This is a genomic window from Acinetobacter celticus (genome assembly GCF_001707755.1).
Classification (GTDB): Bacteria; Pseudomonadota; Gammaproteobacteria; order Pseudomonadales; family Moraxellaceae; genus Acinetobacter; species Acinetobacter celticus.
Genome location: NZ_MBDL01000009.1, coordinates 324,146 through 350,953, shown reverse-complemented (window position 1 = coordinate 350,953; position 26,808 = coordinate 324,146). Strand labels below are relative to the sequence as shown.

The 26,808-nt window shown below is 38.2% G+C and carries 29 protein-coding genes and 3 tRNA genes; 16 read left to right on the top strand and 16 right to left on the bottom strand.

Annotated features, from left to right (window positions below; all coding sequences use genetic code 11):
• The first annotated feature begins 531 nt into the window (after positions 1-531).
• The 6 genes from glnA (at position 532) to BBP83_RS08425 (ending at position 5,661) form a co-directional block, all read left to right on the top strand.
• Positions 532-1,947, top strand: coding sequence for a type I glutamate--ammonia ligase (gene glnA, locus BBP83_RS08450; protein ID WP_171258065.1), 1,416 nt, complete (start codon positions 532-534; stop codon positions 1,945-1,947).
• 92 nt (positions 1,948-2,039) lie between these two features.
• Entirely contained in the window at positions 2,040-2,315 is a 276-nt protein-coding gene (locus BBP83_RS08445; protein WP_068887442.1) for a hypothetical protein, read from the top strand.
• A gap of 86 nt (positions 2,316-2,401) precedes the next feature.
• Positions 2,402-2,881: a chorismate--pyruvate lyase family protein gene (locus tag BBP83_RS08440; protein ID WP_068887440.1), complete on the top strand. Its 480-nt coding sequence runs from the start codon at positions 2,402-2,404 to the stop codon at positions 2,879-2,881.
• A gap of 2 nt (positions 2,882-2,883) precedes the next feature.
• On the top strand, positions 2,884-3,765 hold the full coding sequence (gene ubiA / locus BBP83_RS08435; protein ID WP_068887438.1) for a 4-hydroxybenzoate octaprenyltransferase: 882 nt from the start codon (positions 2,884-2,886) through the stop codon (positions 3,763-3,765).
• Positions 3,766-3,871: 106 nt separating this feature from the next.
• Complete coding sequence (locus BBP83_RS08430; RefSeq protein ID WP_068887436.1) at positions 3,872-5,329, top strand: alpha/beta hydrolase family protein; 1,458 nt, start codon at positions 3,872-3,874, stop codon at positions 5,327-5,329.
• Positions 5,330-5,421: 92 nt separating this feature from the next.
• Complete coding sequence (locus BBP83_RS08425) at positions 5,422-5,661, top strand: hypothetical protein (protein WP_068887424.1); 240 nt, start codon at positions 5,422-5,424, stop codon at positions 5,659-5,661.
• 119 nt (positions 5,662-5,780) lie between these two features.
• Here BBP83_RS08425 and BBP83_RS08420 read toward each other — a convergent pair whose 3' ends face one another.
• From BBP83_RS08420 to BBP83_RS08410, 3 genes are all read right to left on the bottom strand, one after another.
• Positions 5,781-6,239 (bottom strand): DUF2726 domain-containing protein, encoded by a 459-nt coding sequence (locus tag BBP83_RS08420; RefSeq protein WP_078055414.1) that lies wholly within the window; start codon positions 6,237-6,239, stop codon positions 5,781-5,783.
• A 41-nt stretch (positions 6,240-6,280) separates the two neighbouring features.
• Positions 6,281-6,356 (bottom strand) — tRNA-Asn (locus BBP83_RS08415).
• 453 nt (positions 6,357-6,809) lie between these two features.
• Positions 6,810-6,885: transfer RNA gene (locus tag BBP83_RS08410), tRNA-Asn, on the bottom strand.
• 250 nt (positions 6,886-7,135) lie between these two features.
• Here BBP83_RS08410 and BBP83_RS08405 point away from each other — a divergent pair.
• Positions 7,136-7,591: a hypothetical protein gene (locus BBP83_RS08405; protein WP_068887422.1), complete on the top strand. Its 456-nt coding sequence runs from the start codon at positions 7,136-7,138 to the stop codon at positions 7,589-7,591.
• 113 nt (positions 7,592-7,704) lie between these two features.
• On the opposite strand, the gene BBP83_RS08400 is transcribed toward BBP83_RS08405, so the two are convergent.
• Positions 7,705-8,142, bottom strand: a complete 438-nt coding sequence (locus BBP83_RS08400) for a PaaI family thioesterase (protein ID WP_171258073.1) — start codon at positions 8,140-8,142, stop codon at positions 7,705-7,707.
• Positions 8,143-8,238: 96 nt separating this feature from the next.
• Positions 8,239-8,487 carry a hypothetical protein gene (locus tag BBP83_RS08395; RefSeq protein ID WP_068887416.1) on the bottom strand — a complete coding sequence of 83 codons (249 nt, stop codon included), beginning with the start codon at positions 8,485-8,487 and terminating at the stop codon, positions 8,239-8,241.
• Positions 8,488-8,676: 189 nt separating this feature from the next.
• Here BBP83_RS08395 and BBP83_RS08390 point away from each other — a divergent pair, with 189 nt between their 5' ends.
• From BBP83_RS08390 to BBP83_RS08380, 3 genes are all read left to right on the top strand, one after another.
• Positions 8,677-9,096, top strand: coding sequence for a GFA family protein (locus BBP83_RS08390; protein ID WP_068887414.1), 420 nt, complete (start codon positions 8,677-8,679; stop codon positions 9,094-9,096).
• A 129-nt stretch (positions 9,097-9,225) separates the two neighbouring features.
• Positions 9,226-10,062 carry a DMT family transporter gene (locus BBP83_RS08385; RefSeq protein WP_068887412.1) on the top strand — a complete coding sequence of 279 codons (837 nt, stop codon included), beginning with the start codon at positions 9,226-9,228 and terminating at the stop codon, positions 10,060-10,062.
• A complete protein-coding gene (locus tag BBP83_RS08380; protein WP_245669720.1) occupies positions 10,055-10,789 on the top strand; it encodes a DUF2711 family protein in 735 nt (244 codons plus the stop codon). The genes BBP83_RS08385 and BBP83_RS08380 overlap by 8 nt, the downstream gene beginning before the upstream one ends.
• 55 nt (positions 10,790-10,844) lie before the next feature.
• Here BBP83_RS08380 and BBP83_RS08375 read toward each other — a convergent pair whose 3' ends face one another.
• Both BBP83_RS08375 and map read right to left on the bottom strand, forming a co-directional pair.
• Positions 10,845-12,071: a pyridoxal phosphate-dependent aminotransferase gene (locus BBP83_RS08375; protein ID WP_068887410.1), complete on the bottom strand. Its 1,227-nt coding sequence runs from the start codon at positions 12,069-12,071 to the stop codon at positions 10,845-10,847.
• Between the two features lie 297 nt (positions 12,072-12,368).
• The gene (gene map, locus BBP83_RS08370; RefSeq protein ID WP_068887407.1) at positions 12,369-13,196 is read right to left on the bottom strand and encodes a type I methionyl aminopeptidase; all 828 of its coding nucleotides are present in this window, start codon (positions 13,194-13,196) and stop codon (positions 12,369-12,371) included.
• 207 nt (positions 13,197-13,403) lie between these two features.
• Between map and rpsB the strand changes: the two genes are divergently transcribed.
• From rpsB to BBP83_RS08355, 3 genes are all read left to right on the top strand, one after another.
• Entirely contained in the window at positions 13,404-14,153 is a 750-nt protein-coding gene (gene rpsB / locus BBP83_RS08365) for a 30S ribosomal protein S2 (protein ID WP_068887405.1), read from the top strand.
• A 142-nt stretch (positions 14,154-14,295) separates the two neighbouring features.
• A complete protein-coding gene (gene tsf / locus BBP83_RS08360; protein WP_068887397.1) occupies positions 14,296-15,171 on the top strand; it encodes a translation elongation factor Ts in 876 nt (291 codons plus the stop codon).
• An 87-nt stretch (positions 15,172-15,258) separates the two neighbouring features.
• Positions 15,259-15,774, top strand: coding sequence for a DUF3465 domain-containing protein (locus BBP83_RS08355; RefSeq protein ID WP_068887395.1), 516 nt, complete (start codon positions 15,259-15,261; stop codon positions 15,772-15,774).
• A gap of 1,351 nt (positions 15,775-17,125) precedes the next feature.
• Here BBP83_RS08355 and BBP83_RS15600 read toward each other — a convergent pair.
• From BBP83_RS15600 to BBP83_RS08325, 7 genes are all read right to left on the bottom strand, one after another.
• Entirely contained in the window at positions 17,126-17,248 is a 123-nt protein-coding gene (locus BBP83_RS15600) for a hypothetical protein (RefSeq protein ID WP_281181022.1), read from the bottom strand.
• 41 nt (positions 17,249-17,289) lie between these two features.
• On the bottom strand, positions 17,290-17,901 hold the full coding sequence (locus BBP83_RS08350; RefSeq protein WP_068887393.1) for a septal ring lytic transglycosylase RlpA family protein: 612 nt from the start codon (positions 17,899-17,901) through the stop codon (positions 17,290-17,292).
• 285 nt (positions 17,902-18,186) lie between these two features.
• Complete coding sequence (mltB, locus tag BBP83_RS08345; RefSeq protein WP_068887391.1) at positions 18,187-19,188, bottom strand: lytic murein transglycosylase B; 1,002 nt, start codon at positions 19,186-19,188, stop codon at positions 18,187-18,189.
• A gap of 633 nt (positions 19,189-19,821) precedes the next feature.
• The gene (locus tag BBP83_RS08340; protein ID WP_068887389.1) at positions 19,822-20,472 is read right to left on the bottom strand and encodes a hypothetical protein; all 651 of its coding nucleotides are present in this window, start codon (positions 20,470-20,472) and stop codon (positions 19,822-19,824) included.
• A 25-nt stretch (positions 20,473-20,497) separates the two neighbouring features.
• The gene (gene queF, locus BBP83_RS08335; protein ID WP_068887387.1) at positions 20,498-21,313 is read right to left on the bottom strand and encodes an NADPH-dependent 7-cyano-7-deazaguanine reductase QueF; all 816 of its coding nucleotides are present in this window, start codon (positions 21,311-21,313) and stop codon (positions 20,498-20,500) included.
• The gene (locus tag BBP83_RS08330) at positions 21,313-22,086 is read right to left on the bottom strand and encodes an ABC transporter permease (protein ID WP_068887385.1); all 774 of its coding nucleotides are present in this window, start codon (positions 22,084-22,086) and stop codon (positions 21,313-21,315) included. Before BBP83_RS08330 ends, queF begins: the two co-directional genes overlap by 1 nt.
• A complete protein-coding gene (locus BBP83_RS08325) occupies positions 22,083-23,018 on the bottom strand; it encodes an ABC transporter ATP-binding protein (RefSeq protein ID WP_068887383.1) in 936 nt (311 codons plus the stop codon). The genes BBP83_RS08330 and BBP83_RS08325 overlap by 4 nt, the downstream gene beginning before the upstream one ends.
• 177 nt (positions 23,019-23,195) lie before the next feature.
• Between BBP83_RS08325 and BBP83_RS08320 the strand changes: the two genes are divergently transcribed.
• Positions 23,196-23,271 (top strand) — tRNA-Arg (locus BBP83_RS08320).
• Between the two features lie 345 nt (positions 23,272-23,616).
• Here the strand turns inward: BBP83_RS08320 and BBP83_RS08315 are convergent.
• Positions 23,617-24,549: a hypothetical protein gene (locus tag BBP83_RS08315; protein WP_068887381.1), complete on the bottom strand. Its 933-nt coding sequence runs from the start codon at positions 24,547-24,549 to the stop codon at positions 23,617-23,619.
• 284 nt (positions 24,550-24,833) lie between these two features.
• Here BBP83_RS08315 and BBP83_RS08310 point away from each other — a divergent pair, with 284 nt between their 5' ends.
• Both BBP83_RS08310 and BBP83_RS08305 read left to right on the top strand, forming a co-directional pair.
• Positions 24,834-25,307: a YaiI/YqxD family protein gene (locus BBP83_RS08310; RefSeq protein ID WP_068887379.1), complete on the top strand. Its 474-nt coding sequence runs from the start codon at positions 24,834-24,836 to the stop codon at positions 25,305-25,307.
• A gap of 4 nt (positions 25,308-25,311) precedes the next feature.
• Positions 25,312-26,223, top strand: coding sequence for a DMT family transporter (locus BBP83_RS08305; RefSeq protein WP_068887377.1), 912 nt, complete (start codon positions 25,312-25,314; stop codon positions 26,221-26,223).
• Here the strand turns inward: BBP83_RS08305 and BBP83_RS08300 are convergent, their stop codons facing one another.
• The gene (locus tag BBP83_RS08300; RefSeq protein WP_068887375.1) at positions 26,224-26,793 is read right to left on the bottom strand and encodes a PilZ domain-containing protein; all 570 of its coding nucleotides are present in this window, start codon (positions 26,791-26,793) and stop codon (positions 26,224-26,226) included. It abuts the gene before it with no gap.
• Positions 26,794-26,808 lie beyond the last annotated feature (15 nt).

The following is a 26,808-nucleotide window of genomic DNA, read 5'->3' as shown; positions in this document are numbered from 1 at the left end:
AAGATCAGATGAACACAATGCTCCAATTAAGAGGTTTTTGATGTTGGTAACATTATGCTACACAATGAGTTTAAAGTGTTTTTCATAGAGTTCTATTTAGGAATAGTTTAGGGCTTTTTTTAAATTTAAATAGGAATTGAAATTTAAAAAATTATCAGTTTGAATGAATTAAAATGGTGCATAGTGTTTGAATGGGTGCAATAAGAAATAAAATGAATCTTTTTTAAGCTATTGATATTTTTGTATTAGTTCTATTTTAAAAGCATAGAGATAAAAAAATAAAAATAATATTGCACTATTTAAGAGCATTTAATTAAATTTTAGACAGATTTAAATATCTCATGTATGAATATGGTGCATTTACGTGGCTACACAGTATAATAAGCGCAAAGCAAAGTATCTTGATCTTCACTTCTGATAATGAATTCAATATTTTAACTTTGCTTTTAAAGAGTTGGTACGCTACTTGCATAATAACTGCCAACTACTAACACGCACTCACAAGTGCAGCAAAAAAATCATCGGAGCAAAATGAGCATGGCGAACAAGGTCCTTCAACTCATCCAAGAAAGTGGCGCAAAATGGGTCGATTTTCGTTTTACTGATACTAAGGGTAAAGAGCACCATGTGACTTACCCAGCAGATACCATCGACGAAGATACATTTGAAGACGGCAAAATGTTTGATGGTTCTTCAATTACTGGTTGGAAAGGCATCGAAGCATCGGACATGATCTTACGCCCAGATGCGGCAACATGTTTCCTTGACCCGTTCTTTGCTGAGCCTACGGTTGTTGTTACTTGTGATGTTATCGAGCCTGCAACTGGCCAAGGTTATGACCGTGATCCACGTTCGATTGCTCGCCGTGCAGAAGAATATTTAAAATCTACGGGTATTGGTGATACTGCATTCTTTGGTCCAGAACCAGAGTTCTTCGTTTTTGATGAAGTAAAATGGGAAATTGATATGTCTGGCGCGCGCCATACATTGATTGCTGAAGAAGCGGCTTGGTCAACTAACAAAGATTACGAAGGTGGCAACTCTGGCCATCGTCCACGTGTGAAAGGCGGTTACTTCCCAGTTCCTCCTGTAGATTCTTCACATGATATGCGTGCTGATATGTGCGCGCGTATTGAAGACATCATGGGCCCAGGTCGTGTAGAAGTACATCACCACGAAGTTGCATCTTGCCAATTAGAAATTGGTGTAAGCTTCAATACCATGGTACGTAAAGCAGACGAAGTTCAACAGTTCAAATATGCAGTTTGGAACGTTGCACATCAATATGCAAAAACTGCAACCTTTATGCCTAAACCAATGGTTGGCGATAACGGTTCTGGTATGCATGTTCATATTTCAATTGCAAAAGATGGCAAAAACTTATTTGCAGGCGATGAGTATGCAGGCCTATCAGAAATGGCACTTTACTTCATTGGCGGTATTATTAAACATGCACGCTCATTGAATGCAATCACAAACCCTTCTACAAACTCGTACAAGCGTTTAGTGCCACATTACGAAGCGCCGATTATGTTGGCTTACTCAGCACGTAACCGTTCTGCTTCTATCCGTATTCCTTACGTTTCTAGTCCGAAAGGCAAACGTATTGAAGCACGTTTCCCAGATCCAATGATGAACCCGTACTTAGGTTTTGCTGCATTGTTGATGGCTGGTCTTGATGGTATTCAAAACAAGATTCACCCAGGTGAAGCTGCTGACAAAAACTTGTATGATCTTCCTCCTGAAGAAGAAGCGAAAATCCCGACAGTTGCACATAGCTTAGATATGGCGCTAGAAGCACTTCAAGCAGACCATGACTACCTATTGAAAGGTGGCGTGTTCACTAAAGATATGCTTGATGCCTATATTGAAGTGAAAACTGAAGAAGTTCGCCGTTTAAATACGACAACTCACCCAGTTGAATTTGAAATGTACTACAGCCTGTGATTCTGAACTGAATTTCACTGTAAAAAACCCGCTCTTGTAGCGGGTTTTTTTGTATCATCATGCTTATGAATTGCAATTAAACTCTTGAATGTATGGCACAACGTAAAAAACACACCAGTTTCTACCCTTGGATTGATGCAAAAGACCATGATAAAGGCTTTAAACTTAATTTTTCTCAGGTGACTTATATTGAAGTGGGACGTACCTTAGAAGGTTATAAGCAAGCACAGTTTGTAGCACTTAAAAATCCTGAATTGGCTTTAGATTATGATTATCCTGAAAGTTTTTATTTAAGCGCTGAGGGTCTTATTCTCATTAAAACACCACAGGGTAAATTTGAAGTGATTGCTAAAACAGACAATTGTTAAAGCTTGATCATTGGATTCATTTTGTGAAATGATTTTTAGACTAAAAATGCTAGAGAATAAAGCAGAGCAATCAAACAGGTAATGTTATGCAACCAATCCCCGTTGAACTAAAAACATGGTTATACGCTTCAGGTTCGCTTACACAGCAGTTGACCGATTTAGCCAGCGGTAGTTTTAAAGTAGAACCGACACAAGAACATTTTCAACGCCTAAATTTTGTTGATGCAAAATGGATGAGGATGCCACTACACCATACTTCATGGGTGCGCGAAAGCTATTTATATGGTTGTGAAGACCTACCTTGGGTGAAAGCTAAAAGTATTTTCCCGATATTAAGTTTGCAGAAAAAAGCTCGAATTTTTCAGCATATTGGTACTCAGCCAATTGGTCGGTTTTTATTTCAACGAACAAACCCAGTATGTGAGCGACGTGTGATCTGGCTTAAAGAGGGTTGGACACGCCAGAGTTGTTATACTTGGCACGGTTGTAAATTCATTGTTCAAGAAACTTTTTTAGCAAGTTTTGAGCAGTTTTTACAAAAGAAAAATTCAGTAAATGAAGGATAGTCATGACAGTTGCGCATCACATTACTTGGCGTGAACGTTTAGAAGCCTATTATTATCTCTGCCGTTTTGATAAACCGATAGGCACAGAATTGGTTTTTTGGCCGACCATGTGGGCCTTATGGATTGCAAATCAAGGCATGCCAAGTCTAAGCATCTTAATTCCAATGATTTTAGGCACGATTTTTATGCGGGCCGCGGGCTGTGCAATTAATGATTTTGCTGACCGTAAAGTGGATGGGGCTGTAGAACGTACCAAAAACAGGCCATTGGCGACAGGGGTGATTAGCGCTAAAGAAGCCATTTATGTATTTTTATTTTTGGTCATTGCTAGTGCCTGCATGCTGTTATTTTTGCCTATTGAAACATTTTACTGTTCATTTGGGGCGCTGTTTCTCGCTTTTATTTATCCATTTATGAAGCGTTATACCCATTTGCCACAAGTGTTTTTAGGTGCGGCATTTTCATGGTCTATTCCTATGGCCTATACAGCTGTGGGCGAGCCTTTGGGCTTAACGTGTTGGTTACTGTATTTTGGTAATCTAGCTTGGACAGTGGCGTACGATACCCAATATGCGATTACTGACCGTGAAGATGATTTAAAAATTGGGGTGAAATCGACTGCAATTTTATTTGGTCGTTTCGATATTCAAATCATTGCACTTTTACAAGCAGTGAGTGTCATTTTAATTGGTACTGCGCTTTATCTTGAAAATTTATTGTTCTCATTTGGCTTAATTGCGTTGCTGGTGGTGGTGGTTGATTTTATTTATCAATGGTCAAAAACCAAAGACAAAGATCCACAGCGGTGTTTTTGGGCATTTCGTCACAATCGTTGGGTAGGATTGATTATTTTTGCCGGAATCTTTTTAGAATTAACTATTTAAAGTAATTAATTGGTTGAAAAGCGTCCTATACAGGGCGCTTTTTTTATGTCTTAATAAAACGGCATGTAGTTTCATGCTTAAAAAACAATGAATAAAAGGATATTTTATGAAACGCTCAAAAATAGCATTCGCCATTACAATGGCCGTTTCAATGCTGTCTTTAACTGCTTGTAATGATGATAGTGATTCGTCCGCTTCAAATCAGCAACCTACTTATTTGTCTGAAGGAAATTATTCTTTAGATACGGTGGAGAATAGTTCATCTATTAAAGTCATGACTTATAACATGACGAATGCGCAGGGGAAAACAGCAACAGCGACGGCAATGGTTTTATTCCCTAAAGCGATTAAGCCTAAAGATGGTTATCGTGTTGTCGTGTGGGAGCACGGAACAGTCGGTGGGGGAGATGACTGTGCACCAAGTAAAAATATGATTAATCCTCGCTTTAAAATTTTAGCAGATAGTTTACTGGCTGCTGGTTATGTCATTGTTGCGCCTGATTATGAAGGCTTAGGTACAGCAGGGGTTCATCCATACTTGAATTTATCTAGTGCGGCTAAGTCTGCACTTTTTGCTGTTCAGGCAGCAAAAGATCATTATGGAACACAGTTAAATGGGGAGTGGATGTCGATTGGTCAATCACAAGGTGGACATGCCTCATTGGGCACAGCTGAGTTTGCCAATACAGATAAAACATATAAAGGGGCAGTTGCTGGCGCACCAGCTTCGAGTTTGGGCGAAATTATTCAAATTTATCTTGATCCGAAGTTCAATGTTGATGCGAAGGGTGTACCTAAAGCAAATGGTCTGAATATTTTGGATGATAAATTGCAGCAAGTTCGTATTGCAATGGCAAATGGCTTACCGGAGGCGCAAGGTCAAGCATTGATTGCCCAAATTGCGGATGGTTATGCTGAACTCTTGGCTTATGCAGCACTGACTAGTTCAGGTATTAAAGCCTATCAGCCTGATTATGATTTAAAAAATATCTTCACAGCAGGTGCTGCCGAAATTGCAGAAAGTGCTTATGGACGCACAGGTGATGATGGTGCATGTTTAGGGTATCCTGCACCGAATAGCGCAAAGGGATTGCAAGAGCAGTTTAAGGTTGGAATTCTTGCATTTTTGGAAGATCCTACACACTGGACTTCACAGTATGGTATTGATTTAAATAAAATTAAATCAGATCCTGTCGTTCAGAAGTTCTTGGCGGATAATCAACCAGCAACCAATGCGACTGCTGCCAAAGTCATTAAAACCCCTGTGCTCATGATTCAAGGTGCAAATGATCAAGCGGTATTGCCTGTGGTCACGCACGCTTTATTTGTCAATATGAAAGCAAAAGCAACTATGTTTTTCCCGCAAAATTCCTATGCTGATGGCTATAATTTAACCATTGTATCTAATGCGAGTCATACGCAGGCAATTGTATGTAGAAATGCAGAAGCAGTAGATTTTATTCAAACATATATGTCTGCGGGTACTGGTATCGTATTAACGAATGAACAAAAAGATGCCAGCACAAGTCCGCATTGTAAAGCACCATCACCGACGTTGAATTAATCATTCATACTTAAAAAAAGAGCCTCATGATTGAGGCTCTTTTTTTGTTATAGTGTGAGTTCATTTAAATTTGGATATTGGAAAGGCGCGCTATGACGAAATCAACTACAAAACTAACACCCAAAGTGATTGTGCTGGCGAGTCTTGGTATTGTGATTCCGTTGTTTATTTTGAGTATTTCTTTTTTAGCTGTAAAAAGTGATGCAAAAAATCAGCAAAAATACGCGCAACAAAGAGCAGAAATGGATGAGCGTATCAATGAAAAATTAAAAGCCAAGCAAATTCAGCTTGATGTAGAAGCAGCTTCTGAAGCTAATTTAAAATCTCAGTAAATATAATTGAATGAACGCTTTGTGTGAGGTGGTTTGCATAAATCGGAAAATATTCACTTTTTAAAACAACAAGAGCTTGTTGAATAGATTTCGTTTTGGTGCCTTTTGGTCTCGTTTGATTATAGAGCATCTTTTTGTAGCGTTTGTACACTGGGAATGCTGGTGTAGCGCAACACGCGGTAACCTGCTTCTTCTAGCATGGCATCACGAGTCGCATCTTCCTGTTCTTTACCAAGGTGAGAGGGATCATCTAACTCGATAATAGCCACTACATTGCAGTTTTTATCCAGTAAAACAAAATCAGTGACTTTACGATTGAATTGATTACGAATTTTATAATTTTGACTGGTAATGAGTGCGCTGAATGCAACTTGAGCCAAAACATGATGTTGTGGGAATGCACTAATCAGTCGCGTATACATTTTACTTTCAAAATTCGTAATGACCCGTTTGGGAAAAAACTTTTGTTTGCTTAAAAATAGGCGCGGGAAAAGAATGCAAAATAATGCGAAACTGGCTAAACAGCCGATAAGAAAAAAAATAGTCTGACTGAAATCGAACACTGAAAAATTGACCATAAGAAAAAGCCCACGACATAATGCGTGGGCTTTTAGAATTTTGGCTCTCCAACCTGGGCTCGAACCAGGGACCTGCGGATTAACAGTCCGTCGCTCTACCGACTGAGCTATTGGAGAATCTGATGCGGATTTTAGACACCAAAGCCAATTAGGTCAAGACAGAATGCTGAAAAAACTCAAAATAATGCTTTAACTGAACCAAAAACAATCAAATTGGCTTTAATTTGAATTTTTTGATTATTTAAAATAAAACTCTTGGCGCTTTGGGAGCTGTTTTTACATTTTAACCAGAGTGACATCATCTTTTTTGTTGAAGGGTTTTTGGAGAGTTTTGTGTATGGAGGATGGAGGATGGCAGGGTAATTTTAAAAACAATGAACTAAAAATAGTTGCTTTGAGCTAAGAGAAGTTCATATTTTTTAGCTTTGGATGTACGGTATAAGATATAAAACAAGTCGCTGAATTAATCGAATAATGCAGAAAAACAGCAAAAAATGAGATAGTTTGGAACCTAAATTAAATTTTAGGCAATAAAAAGCCCATGTCGCAATGCATGGGCTTTTTGAATTTTGGCTCTCCAACCTGGGCTCGAACCAGGGACCTGCGGATTAACAGTCCGTCGCTCTACCGACTGAGCTATTGGAGAATCTGCATGCGATTATAAGGAGATTTAAAAGTGGGTCAAGTGAAAACTGTCATCTTTTTATCATTTTTAAGTTATATGCTTCTTATTTAAACAAAAGCTTGATGTGTTTGAAAATATTGCTTGAAGTGCTTGCAATGGCGAAATTCACTTGATAGTCTGAATTTAACAACAGAGTGTTTAAGTGAGAGCTTAAACGGTGTGGATTTAAACCAACTTGCCAGCACTAAAATGGCTAAAACAGGAGAAGCGAATGAATACGCTCACTATTGCCCATCTATTTTTAAATCTTCAAAGTTATAAAGACCAATATCTCACTATTCTTGAAAACCCTGAACAGTACTTTGTGCCTGTTGCTGATGCTTATATCAACATTTGGCCTGTTGGAAAAGAACAACTGTATCTAGGTGATTTGCTTCAGTTGTGGTTAGGTGAGAAATGGATTGTAAATACAGAAAAAGCGCCACTTATTAATACAATTTTGCGTGATCAAACGAAAGCTGTGCCTGAATTTGATCGTTATGTATTTAGCCTTCAGGGAAATTTATTAACTTCTCAAAATTCTGCACAGGCATGGTCTATCAATGCCTCAGAAAGCGAGGCTTTAAGCATAGAAAGCTTATTTCATTATTATTGTGTATTTAAAAGTTTGAGCCGACCTCAAACCAGTGCCAGTTTTTTAAATGCAACGCTTAAAAAAGCCATTTAGTCCAATCGTACCGTTTTACTGAGATTGGGGTAGGTCACTGGTTCTTACAACAGCATCGTTCTGAAAAAAGAGATTTAAAGTTTGGTTTTTCAGTACGATGCCTTGAGATAACCTTAGGGACGGATAATCATGCAAGTTGCTGTTGCATGTGCATAAAGCTTTCCATCTTCATCGGTAATTTTTCCCTCAGAAATACCTAAATTTTTACTCAAATTCAGCACAGTTCCGACAGCGAGCAGTTCTTTATTTTTTGGGATTGGTCGGCACATTTTAATATTTAAGTCTATGGTGCCATAGCCAATACCCGCTTCAAGTAAGGTGTGAACGGCACAGCCTGTAACAGAATCCAATACAGTAGCAGCAAAACCGCCGTGTACGCCACCAAGCGGATTTAAATGACGACTGTCTGCTTGAACCTTAAAGTGAATGCTTCCTTCTGAAACCTCAAATGGTCGCATAGGAATAGTTTCACTAATACTTGCGGGAGGAATTTTGCCCGCACACATAGCTTGCATTAATTGTAGGCCAGTCATTTCTTTGGGATTCATGATTCTTTTGTCCTTAAAAAATATTCAAGTTTCAAAATAGAACTTGAATATACATTAATCAGGAACATGAGTGGTCGTCAATGCTTATACAATAGAATTTTAGAGCGCATTGGTCATATAGGTTTTATCGAAATGATCAAATTGTTGTAAAATTTTCATTGAGATGGCTTCACCAGTTGCCCACGTCGCAACAGCGGTGTGTGGGTTAACCTCAATAATATCTATGTTTAGGCAGAGCGTTTGCGGGCTTTCTATCACAATAAATTGCGGAGAGTGCGGTTTTAGGCATTTGGCGACATAGCGTTTTAAGTTTTCTTTCTGATATACGTCAATAATTTTATATCGCATGTGCTGACTCAAAATCTCGGTACGTTTTCATCTTAAATATTTTAGAGTTTAAAGTAATAGGATTGCAAAGAAATTATTGTTGCAAAATTCTTGAATAAAATTATGAATTATGGAATCTATTCTTTATAAGTAAAGGGACAAAGTTTTAGCCATGTTTGTTTCAAGATTAGAATAATTGAGGGAATAAAAATGAAAGTATCATGTTTATGTGGTCAAACTAAATTTGAAGCAGAATTAAAAAATCATCATGTGCATGCCTGCCACTGTTCAATGTGCCGTCAGCAATCAAGTGGCGTGCTAATGAGCGTAGATATAGAACCCAGCAGTTTGAAGTTTGTAGAACAAGAGCATTTAAGCTTGTTTCAATCTTCTGAATGGGGAGAGCGTGGTTTTTGTAACCATTGCGGTACATCGTTATTTTGGCGCACACAGGACGGTAGTTATTGCAATATTAATGTTTTTGCTCTGCAACAACAGCCAGAGGATTTAAAGCTAACGACAGAAATTTATATTGATAATAAACCTGATTTTTATCAATTTAAGTATTCTACAGAGCAATTAACTGAGGCCGATGTGGTGGCGCTATTTTCTAAAGATGAAGAAAAATAATTTGTCGATACTGATAGAAGGTAATCTATTTATCTGTGTTGTTGATACATTGAATCAGTAAAACTTTGTAGATTTAAAAACATAGTTTCGCTATATCTAAACCAAGCTGTTGAATAAGGATACTCAAACTTGCTTGTTAAAATTTGCATCGCCATGTTGGCTTTTGCTGCTAATTCAGTTTTATGCCGTTTGGCATTGGCTGAACAGCACATTGACCCAATGAGTTTTAGTCTGATTCGGGTATTAAGTGGTGTTGCTGTTTTAGGGGTATTTTATCTTTTTTCTGTACAAAAAGCCCAACTTGAATGGAATATTCAGAATGGTTTTTTCCTTGCTCTGTATGTTGTCGCATTTTCAATGGCTTATGTGCATATAGATGCTGGCGTGGGTGCCTTGCTTCTTTTTGGGACTGTTCAGCTGAGTATGGTTGGCTATGGTTTGTGTCATGGCGAAAGAATTAACCTGCGCCGTGGTATTGGGTTGGTAACTGCAATTTTGGGTATTTTAATTCTTTTGTTGCCCGGCACATCAGCACCAAATGTGGTCTATGCTTCTATGATGGTGCTTTCAGGTATTGGCTGGGCTATGTACAGCATAGCGGGCAAAAATATGCAGAACCCGCTTGCCAGTTCTTTGGCAAACTTCATTATGGCGGCTCCTTTTGTTTTACTCGCTTATATTGTTTTTTATCGTCAGAGCTTTGTACAGCCTCAAGGTGTCTTTTTGGCTGTACTGTCGGGTGGTTTGGCCTCTAGTGGTGCATATGTACTGTGGTATGCCATTGTGAAGCGCATAGACCGTTTCACAGCCAGTAGTGTGCAACTGTCAGTTCCGTGTTTAGCGATTTTAGGTGGTGCACTGTTTATTGGTGAAAGTTTAAGTTGGCGAATCATCATTTCTACCATGATTGTTTTGGTGGGAATTGCCTTGGTGATTTGGGCTTCAGTAGAAAATAAAAATGTTTAGAAAACTAAAAGAAATGATTCAGTCGTATGCCTCTAATAAAGAGGATAGTAGTAGCCAAGTGCCAACTTATGCTTCTTATCCTTATGACGGTAGAATTTTAGAATATTATCAAGAAAGTTTTGAAGCGGTTTATATTTTACTGCATCCATTTTATAAAGCAGCCACATTAGATTTGGGTCATTATAACTCTGAGACTTGGCTTAACAAACATGACTTTATTAATTGTTGTGATTCGATTACATGGCATGAAATTTTAAGCTTGACTGGGCTAGATAGTATTTCCCAAATAGATGTTGCGTTAAGAACGATGATTGGTGGAATTAATACTAGATTTCAAAATAAATATTGGGAACAGGAAATACTTAAGTTGTATGAGGAGCAAAATATTATTAATCCATGTGATGATGGGTATGTTTCTCCGTTCTTGGAAAATCAATTATTAGGTTCATTGCAAGAAATAGGTTATGAATTTCTGTTGACTGTAGATGAGCATGGGGTCAATGAACCAAAAAAAATGAAGATTGATTATTTGATTGAAAATGATCGGCTTGATTCATGTAATTATACGGAAGATCAGCAACTTTTATTTGCAACGCATTGGGACAGCCATTGTACTTTCTTATCTTCTTCTAAAAAAATTATGGATCAAATTTTAGAAATTCATTCATTTGAAGGTTTTTTCTGTACACCAAAGACTGAAGTCTATTGGGGGTTGCACGATATTTAAGCCATAAAAAACCCGCGAAAATCGCGGGTTTTTCAAATCTTGCTGTTAAAGCAGATTATTTTTCAGCAGCAATTGAAGCAATCGCAGCGTCTACGCCTTCGATTGAATCGGCAGCTTTCTTAATACGTGCAAGTGCATCGACAAGCACTTCATCAGCAGTTGCATATGAAATACGCATGAAACCGCCTAAACCGAATGCATCACCAGGAACTACGGCAACACCTGTTTCTTCCAATAACCATTCAGAGAATTCTGTGCAAGATTTTAAACCTTTCGCACGAATTAACGGTTTGATATTAGCGTAAGCATAGAACGCACCATCAGCAGGTAGGCAAGAAATACCGTTGATGTCATTTAAACCAGCCATCACTAAGTCATGACGACGTTTGAATGCTTCAATCATTGGTTCAAGAACATCTTGAGGACCATTTAATGCAGCTTCAGCAGCAACTTGCGAAATAGAAGTTGGGTTTGAAGTCGATTGAGATTGGATTTTTTTCATCGCACCAATAAGCTTTGCAGGGCCTGCAGCATAGCCAATACGCCAACCCGTCATTGCATACGCTTTAGACACGCCGTTTAACACGATTGTGCGGTCATAAAGGTCAGGTGCAACAGTTGCGATGTTGTAGAATTCGTCATCCCAACGGATTGGTTCGTACATATCATCAGAAGCGATATAAACTTCTGGGTATTTACGAAGTATATCAGCTAAGGCAACTAATTCTTCTTTGGTGTAAATCATACCCGTTGGGTTAGATGGACTGTTGAGTACCACTAAGCGTGTTTTGTCAGTGATTGCCGCTTCTAATTGTGCAGGTGTAATTTTAAAACGTTGTTCTTCACCGCATTTGACAATAACTGGTACGCCTTCAGCGATAATCACCATGTCAGGGTAACTAACCCAGTAAGGTGCAGGAATAATCACTTCATCACCTTTGTTTAACAAAGCCAATGCCAAGTTAAAGAAAGATTGTTTACCACCACAAGAAACCAAGATTTGGTTTGCTGCATAGTCTAAATTGTTATCGCGTTTAAATTTGGCAATAATTGCTTTTTTAAGGCCTGGCGTACCATCAACAGCGGTGTATTTTGTAAAGCCGTTGTTAATCGCTGCAATTGCTGCATCTTTGATGTGTTGTGGGGTGTCGAAATCAGGTTCGCCAGCGCCCAAACCAATAACGTTTTTACCAGCAGCTTTCAATTCGGCCGCTTTATTGGTAACAGCAAGCGTTGGAGACGGTTTGATGGCATTTACACGATCAGAGAGACGTACGTCCACGGCAGTATTCCTTCTTATAGGGATTAAAAATTAAAAAGCACATTATCTTAGCCTAAAATAAGACATAAAGGGGAGCGAGAATTACTTCATCATGAAAAAAAAGTCTAAAATATTTTCAGTGAAAATTTAAACAATCCAACATCAAAAGCTTTCATTTGAAGAAAAGAGGGGGGAGTGATTTTTTTGGAGAAGTACAGCGTGACGCTATAAAAATAAGTTGACTGATCATCTTAAAATTAATAGAAACTTAAATTGAAAAAGGCCACATCAATGTGACCTTTTATTGTCTATTTTTAGTTATTGTTGAAAACGAGATAAGTCTTCTTCTGGGCGTGCAGTCAATACTTCTACACCATTTTTTGTGACCAATAATGTATGTTCGTATTGCGCAGAAAGGCTATGATCTTTGGTTACAACAGTCCATTTGTCGCCAAGTAACTTGGTTTTCCAGTCGCCACCATTGACCATGGGTTCAATGGTAAAGGTCATGCCTTCTTCTAAAATCATGCCAGATTCAGGTTTGCCATAATGTAACACTTGCGGTTCATCATGGAATACCATACCAATACCGTGCCCACAATATTCACGTACGACACCAAAACGTTCCGATTCTACATATTGTTGAATCGCATGGCCAATATCGCCAATGGTCGAACCAGGTTTAACGGTTTCGATACCACGATACATGGCTTCTTGTGCTACGGTACAAAGACGATTTGCTAAAATTGAAGTTTCGCCCCCCACGATATACATCATGTTGGTATCGCCATGGTAGCCATCTTTAATGACAGTCACATCAATATTTAAGATGTCACCTTTTTTTAGTTTTTTTGCATCTGATGGAATGCCGTGACACACCACGTGATTTACTGAAGTACAAATTGAGTGTTGGAATGCAGGACGACCCGGTGCTGCACCATAACCTAAACATGCAGGAATGGCGTTTTGTTTGTTGACAATATAGTCATGACAAATCGTATCAAGCTCAAGGGTTGTCACACCTGGAACAATATGCGGTTTGATCATATCCAAAACCTCTGCAGCCAGTCGCCCAGCCACACGCATTTTTTCAATTTCGTCTGGTGTTTTAATTAAACGGCGTGGTGCTTGGTAAGTACTGTTCATGATCTTTAAAAACTTTTGGAAATTTGTATGTGACTATGGTATAAATAGCCGCCCATTTTATCAAATGCTTTTTCGTGAATAAATTTCACGGGCTTTGTGCGATGGGGCAATAAAATCCGCACATATATCGACACATTTCTCTGGGTGCCCTTTGGGGTGGAGGATGCGGGTATATGGAGGCCTAACCCAAACTTTAAGGTAAAGAAAATGGCAGATTACAACGTAAGCATGCGCGACCTTCTTCAAGCAGGCGCTCACTTTGGTCACCAAACACGTTTTTGGAACCCAAAAATGCGCGAATACATCTTTGGTGCGCGTAACAAAATTCACATCATCAACCTTGAGCACACTGTTCCTGCGTTAAATGATGCTTTGAACTTTGCTAACAACTTGGCTAGCAAAAAGAACAAAGTTTTGTTCGTTGGTACTAAACGTGCTGCTTCTAACATCATTCGTGAGCAAGCTCAACGCGCTGGTCAACCATATGTTGATCACCGTTGGTTAGGTGGTATGTTGACTAACTGGAAAACTCTTCGTCAGTCAATCAACCGTCTAAAAGACCTTCAAACTCAATCTCAAGACGGTACTTTCCTTAAGCTTACTAAACGTGAAGCTTTAGAGCGTACTCGTGAGATGGAAAAACTTGAACGCGGTCTTGGCGGCGTTAAAAACATGGGTGGTTTACCTGACGCATTATTCGTAATTGACGTTGACCACGAAGCGATTGCGATTAAAGAAGCTAAAAACCTTGGTATTCCTGTAATCGGTATCGTTGATACAAACTCTAACCCAGACAACGTAGACTACGTTATTCCGGGTAATGACGATGCGATCCGTGCAGTTACTCTTTATGCTTCTGCTATGGCTGATGCGATTCTTGCTGGTAAAGAATATGCTCAGACTCAAGCAAATGCGCAAGCAAAAGCTGAAGAAGTTAAAGAAGCTCCAGAGGCTTAATGCGTTTGACGTAAGCTTGTCATTTTTACGCCATGTAATGGTGGTAAGGTAAGCGTCATATGTGCAGACGGCCCATGGGAATCCCTCTGGGCCGTTTCTGTTTAAAAAAGAATTCATTTTCTACCGAATTTAGGAGTCTAACATGACTGCAGTTACAGCAAGCATGGTTAAAGAATTACGCGACCGTACTGGTCTTGCAATGATGGAATGCAAAAAAGCATTAACAGAATCAAATGGTGATGTTGAATTAGCAATTGATAACCTTCGTAAATCAGGTCAAGCAAAAGCGGCTAAAAAAGCTGGTAACATTGCTGCTGATGGTGCGATCACAATCGCTCAAGAAGGCAACAAAGCGCTTCTTTTAGAAGTAAACTGTCAAACTGACTTCGTTGCTAAAGACGAAAACTTTGCTGGTTTCTCTGCACAAGTTGCTGCTGCTGCGCTTGCTGCAAACGTAACTGATGTTGCTCAAATTGCTGAATTGAAACTTGAAGATGGTTCAACTGTTGAAGAAGCACGTATCGCGCTTGTTCAAAAAATCGGTGAAAACATCCAAGTACGTCGTGCGAAAATTGTTGAAGGCGAAAACCTTGCAGTTTACAAACACGGTCTAAAAATTGGTGTAGTTGTATCTTACACTGGTGATGCTGCTACTGGTAAAGGTATTGCAATGCACGTTGCTGCATTCAACCCTGTTGCTGTTACAGCTGAAGATGTTTCTGCTGACCTTATTGCTAAAGAAAAAGAAATTGCTGAAGCGAAAGCAATTGAATCTGGCAAACCAGCAAATATCGTTGAGAAAATGGTTACTGGTTCAGTAGAAAAATACTTGAACGAAGTTGTACTTGAGCGTCAAATGTACGTAATTGACAATGACAAAAAAGTTGCTGACGTATTGAAAGCGACTGCTACTGTTGTTGCTCAATTTGTTCGCTTTGAAGTAGGCGAAGGCATTGAGAAAAAAGTAGAAATGAGCTTCGCTGATGAAGTTGCTGCTGCTCAAGCTGCTGCAAAATAATTTTACTGTAAAGTAAAAGAAATTTTGTAAAAAAAGCCCCAATTGGGGCTTTTTTTATGCTTAAAATATGCAAAATAAGGGGCGTATATGGCAAATAAAGCAAACATAGGTATAGGTGTAGTCATTACACTGTTAATTGCCGTTTATTTCGGCATAGACCTACAATCAAATAAAGTCGAAAATGCATCTTCGTATGACGTTGCTGTTCAGCAAAACAAGCCGAGTACAAAAAATTCTGCGACAGACCATTCTATAAGTAGTGTTAAAGACGACACTGCAAAGATTGCTCAAGCTTTTGCACAACAACAAAGCAATGTACAAGTACATACATCTGGTCAGGTGAAGGCTATTTTACGTGATGATAATGAAGGTTTGCGCCATCAAATGTTTATTTTAAAGCTACAAAATGGACAAACTGTTTTAGTGGCACATAATATTGATTTATCACCGCGAATTCAAAGTCTGCAAAAAGGTGATACGGTTGAATTTTATGGCGAATATGAATATTCCCAACAGGGTGGTGTGATTCATTGGACGCATTTAGACCCGAATAAACGCCATATAGATGGTTGGTTAAAGCACAATGGACAAATTTATCAGTAAAGGTTTGTGTGTGCTTAACGCTCAGTGAGTCACTTTGTTCTATGTGGAAATTGAAGACCATGATGTTCTAGTGTGCATCGAATGGGTGTCTTTATGTATGAGAAATAAACTTTTGATTAATGATTTTATATCATTGTTTTTTATATAAAATAAATATATTGCATCTGGTTTGGATAGAGTTTTTTAATAAGAATGAAGTTCATATCAGAGCTTTTATCATTGAAACCAGAATGGCTACTAATGAATCATAGGTTCAATACTTAAAATAATTCAAGAGGTGAGCACGGCATTTTTAGGGAAAGCGGTACAGTATTTGGTTTATTTACTAGGTTAGCATAGACAATTTAAAAAGATTGAAACGTTCTTCCATAAACGTAATAAAAGATCCGGTAGATACAGGAAATATGGGCCAATCAACCAGAAAAGACCATCAAGAAATCGCGTTGACCAAATGAGTAGGTTTAAACCATTGGCATTTGTTCGATTAATTTAAAAAAATATACAGCTTTGCTACTCGTGTCTGCTTGGTGCAATGTCATTTAGGTAAATTTCTCATTTTGTGTAAACAAGGTCAAAATATTGCACTGACAATACAATTATGTGGGGTACTGTTCAAAGTCATTTTAGTGGCTATTTTTTAGTTACGGTCATTTTATGGATACGGGATAAAGTCCGCTGTTGTTGGCAGTATTTTTATCATTTTCCTTCGTTTTTGGCTCTAACTTGAGACTGTTATTTTTGATCCAGATAAAAGCTGGGTGAGGCTTGTGAAGAATTACTATTTTATGGCGCAATATGTACGATTCTAATTAGGCGCATGACACGAAAAATGAGTAATGGGTATTTTGTTGAGTTTTATTTTTTCTATTTTAGTACATGAATTATGGTGATGTGATTTAAGTGATCATCTAAGAAATTAAATATGCTGAATATGATTCAAAAAATAGGTAAAAAGAATGAAAAAATGAAAATTAATGGTTTTTTTGATTGCGTGTGAAATAGAGTAACGCTAAATGGGCGTCATTTTTGATTTTTGGGTCATTGATCATTTAAAGCTAACTTTCCCTAGGTATTTCTTTAAACGCCAAATACGAAAAATGAGGCGGAATTAGAGAGCTTTAGCTTAAGAAGATTATTTGTGAGCAGTTTAGCGATTTTGATTTTTCAAAATTTGAGGAGGAAATGTTTAAATTCATGCCAAATCGTGATCTACGAATTGGCGAATTACTGACTTAAGGTTGCAAATTTTGTGGCATCACAAACTTTATTTTACGGCCTGTAGAAAAAATATTATTGGGGGAGAGGGATGTGGTGTGGTTGCTGGATGAATTTCTACTTTATGGGAATGATGTTAAGCAAAGCCATGCATCATCCATTGCAAAAGTAAGAGCAGTACAAGAATGAATAAAATAATGGCAATACGTTCAGTATATTTCATCGCGATATCGAATTTCTCATGAATAAAAAAAGCCACAAAGTGGCTTTTAAAATGTCAAATGAGAGCAAAGCAGTTTCTTAAGAGTTTGGACCATCGACACGTTCAATACTAACTTTTGCAGTACCTGAATTGGTAATGCCAAGTTGTTTTGCTGCGCCATAAGAAAGATCGAGTACACGGTTACCATGGAAAGGACCGCGGTCGTTTACTTTTACAATAACGCTTTGACCATTGGTTTTATTCGTTACGCGAATAAAACAGTTGAGTGGCAAGCTACGGTGAGCTGCAGTAAGACCATTCATGTCGAATGTATCACCGCTTGCTGTTTTGCGACCATGGAATTGGCGACCATACCAAGAAGCTGTTCCTGTTTGGCTAAAACGACGAACAGTATTTGATGCAACGGTATTCAACTTTTCAATCACTGAAGGCTCATTTTCAGGAATTTCAATTTTTGCGGCGATCGTTTCTCTGCGAATTTTGTCGCCCGAACGCTCAGTGATTGAAAGGCTGCTAAGGTTTTTAAAGTTTGAATTAAAACTTTGTGCTTCTTTGTTTAAAGCACGTGCTGCTAAACGAGAGTTGTCATTATCATTGGTAAATGATGACTGAACCATCTCTGCTTGCGATTGACTCAGGGCAACTGTTGTTGCTACCGCTAAGACGTATTTAATAATTGATGACTGCAATGTTTATCTCCCAAGGGCATTTTGATGAGGCTTACAAGTATTTGAAAACCATGCAAACTTGCCTGTTATTTCACTTTTGCAACTGCATTTGACGAAATGGATAATATTCATGCGGTCGATAGGCTGTCTAGTATTTAATTAAAATAAATTAAAAATGCCTATAAAAATTACAATAATTGGTTAAAAAATAATCAATTTTGTAACAAATAATGTAAAAAGGTGTTTTTGTGATCTTTTTGCTGGTTTTTTTTATTGACTTTTGTTGTTGTATGGAAATTACCAGTCTTATCGACTGGTAATTTCGGTGCCTAAAAGCCACAGAGCCGTGGCATACATACGGCTTTTGTTATAAGTAGTAATGACTTGGAAGTTTGGGTAAGTGATGTAATAAATAGGGCCATAACTTTCTTGCAATTGAATGACATTGACCAAATCAAGGTCATCAATTTTTACAATTGGATTCAATGGCGTAATGCCTTGGGTTTTGAGTAAACCATAAGGCACTGGCTGCGTTAAATCGGTAGAAATAATAGATGGCGGATTATTGCCTGTATAACGTGCTGCAAATGCAATCGGTTGATTTCTCTGCCAGCCATTTTGTGCAAGATAATTTGCAATAGAGCCAATGGCATCGACGGCTGAATTTCTTAAATCAACATGGCCATTTCCATCGTAATCTACGCCAAATTTAGGAATGTTACTGGGCATGAATTGTGGGTAGCCGACAGCACCTGCATATGAACCGACAATTGAGTTGGCTGGTACGCCATCTTTATATGACCATGCGATTAGTGCGGCAAGTTCATCTTGAAAGTATTGGGCACGACGTTCATAACCAAAACCCAATGTTGCGAGGGCATCACGGGTAACAAAAGAGCCTTTATTTGCGCCATAACCTGTTTCTACACCCAAAATACCCAAGATGATGGCTTGGGGCACACCAAATTGCTGTTCAGCGCGGTTTAGGGTGTCTGCATACTGCTGTTTAAAACGCACACCCCGTTGGATAGTGCCTTCGGCTAAAAAATTAGTTTTATATTCATACCAAGGTTTACTTTCGCCTGGTCGATTCATGATATTGATAATATTGGGTAGGTTTTTTGAACCATTCATTGCCCAATCGACTTGTTCTGCGCTGAGCTGATAGCTCTGCATCGTTTTTTGTTTAAAATTAGCGTATTGAGGGTTGTTTTGAAAGTCATTGGCTTGACAGAAGCTGGTCACGGAAAATGTACCAGCCAGCAAAGCCAGTACTTTAAATTTTTTATAAAAATGCGAATTAAACATATCGGGCTGTATTCCAAAATTATTATCAATACGTGTCTAATGACGGTAACGCGCTAAAAATGACAGGAGGAAATAAAGTGTCAAAAAATACGTACTTAAAAAGTCGTATGACTCAATTTCCTAAGATAACACTCATGGACTACAAGTTAACAAAAACTTCTATAAAACTAGACAAGCTTTGACCAAAAGAAAGGGATTACTTGTGGTATTTCTAAAAAATCAAACAGAGTTATACATATATAGAGTAGAGAATCCATATTTTGTACTTAAATAGGCAATGAATGTCTTTTTTAGAAGATCGGTCAGATGAGGAGAAATACAGTTTATTGTTTTTGATTAGACAGATGAGCCATTGATAAAAATATAAAAAATGATTTAGGCGCAACGAAGATGATTTGAGGCAATGCATATGGCTTAAAAATGAAGAGAAAAGTGTTTATTGATTTTGCATCTATATCGTTATTGCGATGAAAAACAGGTTTTTGAGTTAAATTTTGGCTGAATTTAAAAAATAATGCTCTAATTTTATTTACTGGCAGTAATCAGATTGTAAAACGTCATTTAAGCGTTCATAAAAAAACCGTACTTTTTGAATATTGAAAGTACGGTTTTTTTAACTTAGCGTGGTGTTGATTAAAGATTGAACATTGGGTCGTGCGCTTCTGCCAGTGCACCAAGTTCTTCCTTGGTTAAATTGGGGAAGATTTTATCAATCGCAATATGAATCGCTTTAATAACCGCCATAGAGCCTAGGTCTGCAGCTTTGCGCTTAATTAGGCCCAAATCTAAGGTCTTATTAAAGTCATTCATGAAGTGGCGAACAGTGGCTTCTGCAAACTGTTTATATAAAGTAGCAAAAGCTGTTTTATCGATGTTATTTCCTGCTTTAATATCTTGATACGTCGATTTTAGATTAGTCACCAAAGTGGCATCTAAAGTCTCACCGACGCGATATGCACCCGAAGCATCTTGAAATAGACTCTTTTCAGAAAATTCAATAGATTGTTGCACCACATCGTTCGATGATTTCCCCAATAACTGTTTGAGTAAAACCGCAACAGTAGATTTGACGTAGCCTGCTAATTTTTCAGCAGTATCACGTTTATCGCTGGCTGGAAATAAGTGCACAGGTCCTAGAATTGTCGCATCAATGATTTCATCATTGATCAATAAAGCCGTTTTATCCCGTAAAGGATAAAGTGGTTCACTGGAATTCTTTTTTTGATGGCCTGTTTGAATACTCTCTAAGAGTGCTTCTGATGGAATAAAACCAAAAAATGGCATCGTTTCAACCTCAATGTTCTTTATTTTATTGTCGCGCCAATCGAATTGGGCGAGGCATCCATGTTAAATCTGATACACGGCAAGGGTTAATATCTAAACCACCACGACGCGTATAAGTTGCATATACCATCAGCTTTTCTGGCTTTAAGAGTTGCCAAATATCGGCATACATCTGTTCAACACATTGTTCGTGAAAGCCATTATGCTGACGGTACGAAATAATATAAGCTAAAATACTGCGATAACAAGGTTTTTTACCTTGATAGCGAATAAAAACTGTTCCCCAATCAGGCTGTCCCGTGACTGGGCAGTTACTTCGGAGCAAATGTGAGTACAGTTGTACCTCTATATCTTCTGGGTTTTCGGTGTCCAGTTTTAATAAGCTTGCATCTGGATGGTTTTCTAAGCGCTCTGGCGATAATTCATCAATACAAATCCCTTCAGGCTGTGTAATTGCTAAATCATCCGCTTGAAACAGATCAATGGTCACAGGAGCTTGAACGACCAAAGATAAGTCTTTTTCAACTGTGGCAATAAAAGTCTCTTTGCTGTCGAACTGGGTAAAGTTCATACTATTAAAGTAGAGCTTTAAAGATTTCGATTCAATCAAGTTAGGAGATGATGCTGGTAAGGTCAAACGACCAATGGCTACTTGTGGAATACCTGCATGATTGAGCCAAGATATTTCAAAAATATGCCACCAGTCTTTGCCTTGTTGAATCGCGTCAACATGGGCATAGTTTTCACGCGCTGGAGCACGTGAAATAGGGAACAGCACATCAGGTTGATAAGCCGTTGGGTAATTGGTGTCTTTACCTAAAAGAGAATGTTCTACACTCATTATTCACGCATTCCTGATCCACGAGAAAGTAAATAGTACGCAACACCATAGAGTACAGCGCAACAGAAAGTTACAACACCCAAAGAGATGCCAACATTGACATCACTATGGCCTAAAATACCAAAACGGAAGGCATTGACCATATAGACAATGGGGTTGATTAAAGATAAGTTTTGCCAAAATGGGCTTAATGCCGAAATTGAATAAAACACACCACCTAAATAGGTCAGGGGCGTTAAGACAAATGTGGGAATAATGGAAATATCATCAAATGATTTGGCATAAACCGCGTTGATGAATCCACCTAAAGAAAATAAAAAAGATGTAATGAGCACAGTATATATAGTGACAAACCAATTGGTAATATATAAGTCAGTAAAAAATAGACTCATGGTGGTGACAATAATGCCGACCAGAACACCACGAGATACCCCACCTAAAATATAACCCCATAAAATGGCATGGAGTGGAACAGGGCTCATAATCAGTTCTTCAATGCTTTTTTGAAACTTCGCACTAAAGAAACTAGAAGAAACATTCGAATAACTATTGGTAATGACGGCCATCATAATTAGGCCAGGGACAATATATTGCATATAGCTAAAACCGCCCATTTGCCCAATACGCGAACCCACCAAATTGCCAAAAATGACAAAATACAGGCTCATAGTAATGGCAGGCGGTAGCAAGGTTTGTGGCCAAATTCGCATGAAACGACGAATTTCTTTATGAACGAGGGTATAAAGCGCAATACTTAATTGATTAAAATTCATTGCGCATCTCCTTCAAGATTTTTTTCTACCATTTTCACAAAGAGTTCTTCTAAACGATTTGATTTATTACGCATACTACGAACTTGAATACCTTGAGATTCCATAAGCAAAAATAACTGGTTTAAGCTATGTGCTTTATCCATAGTGACTTCTAAAGTGACGGAATCAATTAAATTGAAACGTACGCCAATAATATCTAAGTTCAAGGGTTGAATAGGTTCGGCTAAATCGAAAATGAAAGATTCTTCGCTGAGTTGATTCAGGAAGTTCTTCATACTGGTATCTTCTTTAATCACGCCACGGTCAATAATGGCAATACGGCGACAAAGTATCTCAGCTTCTTCTAAGTAGTGCGTTGTTAAAATAATTGATGTGCCTTGTTCATTCATTTCTGTGAGGAAATCCCACATCGAACGGCGTAATTCAATATCTACACCCGCAGTAGGTTCATCTAAAATCAGTAGTTTGGGTTGATGCATCATGGCACGTGCAATCATTAAACGACGTTTCATACCACCAGAAAGCATGCGCGCTTGTATGCCACGTTTATCCCAAAGACCAAGCTTTTCTAAATATTGTTCGGCACGTTGTTCTGCAATTTTTTTAGGAATGCCGTAATAACCCGCTTGAGTCACTAAAATATCAAATGTTTTTTCAAATTGACCAAAATTAAATTCTTGCGGAACGATGCCTAGACATTGTTTGGCTTGAGATGGGTGAGTTTCTAAATTATGGCCAAAAATTTCGACTGTACCCGCAGTTTTCTTGGTTAAAGAACTGATGATACTGATAGTTGTCGATTTGCCTGCACCATTTGGCCCCAAAAGTGCATAAAATTCGCCTTCAGGTACAGTTAAGTTAATACCTTTAAGTGCTTGAAACCCATTTTTATAGGTTTTAGACAAATCTTTTAACATCAATGCATCAGTCATAAACATCTCACCTCGTAATAATGTGAGTATTGTGAGTGATCTGACACAATAAACCAAGTAATTCGCAGGGAATTCTGCGTTGCAAATTTAGAACATTGTATAAAGGATAGGCACTAAAATGCCTGAGTGGTAGATAGGTGCTTTACCTTACTGATTTTTTTGTTATGATGTGCACGCGCGCTCATAGCTCAACTGGATAGAGTACAGGTCTCCGAAGCCTGTGGCGTGGGTTCGAGTCCCGCTGAGCGCACCATTTTCGCTTTTTTTAAAGTCCTAATTCATCCTAAATATATTAAAAATTAAAATCTTAAGCCTCTATATTGTTTTATATCATCTCTGTTTTTTAAAATTTTAATCATGATATTGATGGATTAGTCCATTTTTTAATATGCTTCCACATGCAATTTTTAATAATGTTGATAATTTCTTTGACACTGTTCTCTTGCGCGTGTTTGAAATGATTTCTCTAAACTGACTCAGTTTATCTGCGTGATGATGAAAAAATAATTTAAACGCTTTAAGTGAAGAAAAGTTTCGCCATAAAAAAACCGCTTTAATCTATCTTAGCTATAGATTAAAGCGGTTTTTTTAAAGAAAATTAAGCAGATTTTGCGTAAATATTGGCTTGAATCCAAATATTGCCACGAATAAATTGACCAATGTTAAAGTTTTTGTAGTCCGCATTTTTGGTTGCAATACGAATTAAAACCGCAGGTTGGTTTTCTTCATGAATGAGCGTGACATCATATAAGGTATATTCTTGATCCATAAATTGCATGGACGATTTACCTACAATATTGCCTTGGAACCAAGCTTCATCTTCTTGCCCCATATTTTCGCCGTATAAGTATGCGACCATTTTAGAAAAATCGACAGTGACGGGTTCTTTGTCATCATCAGATTTAGGTTGCCATGCTTCAATTTGTTCCTGAAGATTGGCGGGAGCAACCCCATTATTGGCGGCTAAAATATCATTGAGTGCGCGGTGGTGTTTGATTGATGCAGGATCATCAACAATTAGATGTTCATGGTCTGCGACCGCTTCTAATTCATAAGCCCAGCCATTCAATTGCACCAAATACTCTTGGTCTTTTTGGTATTGGTCATGGTTTACACTGTAAAGACTATCAAATGCATAGACGGCAGTATCGGCACCTAAGTTTAGACAGAGCACTGCTTGAACATTAGATTTACAGGTAATAATACGGTCGATACTGGCTTTAATTTTGTAAGGGCTGTCGAAGCAAGGAAATGCAGTTTTTACCGCTTTCGGTTTATTGTTTTCAACTTCAATCACTTGTGCTAACTGAACCGGTGCTTTATTGGGGCCTTGAATCAGCCAAATATTGGCATCCATATCGCATTCTGCTTTGCATAAACCCATTGGCATGACTGGTGCATCAAGCGCTTGACCTAACCACTGAGGAACTTCTGTGTTTGGTTGAGCTGTGAGCAAATTCCAATGTTCGACATGGCTACCAAAGTTTTGATCTTCAATAGTGATAATTTCTGGTCTGTTTTGATTTTTCATATGCACCATTGATATAGGGTTGTATTTATTTATTAAATCGAGGGTTATTTGAAATTTTCAAGTCTGTCATGTTAAAAATATCGTTTAACTTGTAAATGTCACAAAATAGCAGAATAGATTTTTGTTTTAATTTAGATCTGGCTGAATTTAAACTCATGTCAGTATTTAGGTGATTGGATTTATCAATCTTTAATCGTACCTTACATAATTGTCTATAGTTTCACTGAATTATCTCATATAGATTTGTTAAAATAAGATTCTCGTTTTTTCTACTGGATATCATTGTGTTGCCATTTAAACTTTGGGTTGATGCAGATGCATTGCCTAAAATTTTGCGTGAAGTGATTCTTCGGGCCTCAGATCGTTATCAACTAGAAGTCACTTTTGTTGCAAATCAAAATGTGGGAATTACGCCTTCAATTCGTATTAACTCTATTCAAGTCATGAGCGGTGCAGATGCTGCCGATAAAGAAATTATTGAACGTATGAAAGAGCATGACATTGTCATGACACAAGATATTCCGTTGGCTGCAGAAGTGATTGAAAAAGGTGGCATTGCCATTCACCCACGTGGTGAGGTATACACCACAGAAAATGTAAAAGCACGGCTACATTTACGTGACTTTATGGACAGCCTGCGTGGTGCAGGGGTACAAACGGGTGGACCACCGCCTATTTCAGAACGTGATAAGCGTGAATTTTCTAGTAGTTTAGATCAGACCATTCAGAAACAAAAACGTAAAACGGCGAATCTATAAGCTTATGACACCGTCAAAAATAAATCTTATGTCCACATATGTCTTATTGGTTTTAATTTGGGCAACCACGCCATTAGCCATTATTTGGAGCGTGACAGATTTGCATAGCCTATGGGCTTTGGCATTGCGTTTCTTTATTGCTTTGCCTTTGTCTATTGTTTTACTTTTGATTGTTCGTGCTAAATTTCCCATTAATGCACAGTCGTTACATAGCTATCTTGCAGGCGCTTGTAGTTTTATTGGTTCACAGTTTTTTACTTATTTAGCAGCAACTTACTTAAGTTCAGGCATTATCGCTTTAATGTTTGGGCTTGCGCCGATTATTACGGGGCTTATTGGCTATTTTGTATTTCATATTCATTTGCGCCGTATGCAATGGCTGGGTATGTTAATTGCGGTCACTGGCTTAGGCATTATTTGTTTGGGTGGCAGTGAACATCAGGTAAAACCATTGGGTATTGGGTTGATGTTGCTGAGTGTCTTTATTTATTGTGCCTCTATTTTCTGGGTTAAAAAAATTGGTGCACCGTTAGAACCGATGGCGCAAGCAACGGGTTCAATTATGGTTTCTAGCCTATTTGCTGCTTGTATGTTGCCATTTATTTGGTCTTACGCACCGACAGAGATGCCAGGTCTAAGGTCTCTTATTGGTTTGAGCTATTCGGTCGTTATGGCATCGCTGGTCGCAATGTTTTGCTATTTCAAACTGGTACAAAACATTCAGCCCGCAACGCTGTCATTAACGACAGTACTTACACCCATTCTTGCATTGGTGGTGGGTGCTATATTAAATGATGAAAAAATTACCATGATGGTTTTACTTGGTGCGGCAGTGTTACTTTCAGGGTTATTTGCCTATTTTTATCAAGATTTTAAGGCGAGTAGAGCGCTCGCCCACAAAATGAAAACAGATTGATTAAACTTTAAATGAGGACAGTGAAACAGATTCTGCTAGTTTCACACGGTCCTGAGGATGTAAGCTAATAAAGTACGCACCTGTACGATATTGCCCATTTTCTTCTTCACGGCTGTAAACCACTTGAGTAGTTGCTGCAATGTGAAAGAAGTTTTCTGGGTGACTTAAAGTCACATGTAAATAAGTGCCCTCCTTAATTGGGCGCTCACTAAAAAAGCTTAAACCTGTCTCTGAAAAGTTCACATGTTCTGGAATCGGTAACATGCTTTGTACAATGGTGTCGTATAAAGAACCTGTAATAAGGTTTAACTTTTTATTAAATAAGGATAATATTCGAGCAATTTGTTGATCTTTTTCAGCTAATTGTTCTAATTCGTAGTTAAGCGCATGATCAAATTGATCTAATTCTGCAAGTAGTAGAAAATAGCGTGGCAAGACAAAATTAGGATCGTAAGGGTCATTCAGCGCAACATCATCAGAAATAATCTGATAATTAATTCGCAAGGCAGCATCGATACGTGACATGACGCGACGTTCCGTCGTTTCGCTTTGATGCTGTACATTTTCCATAATTATTACCTCGGA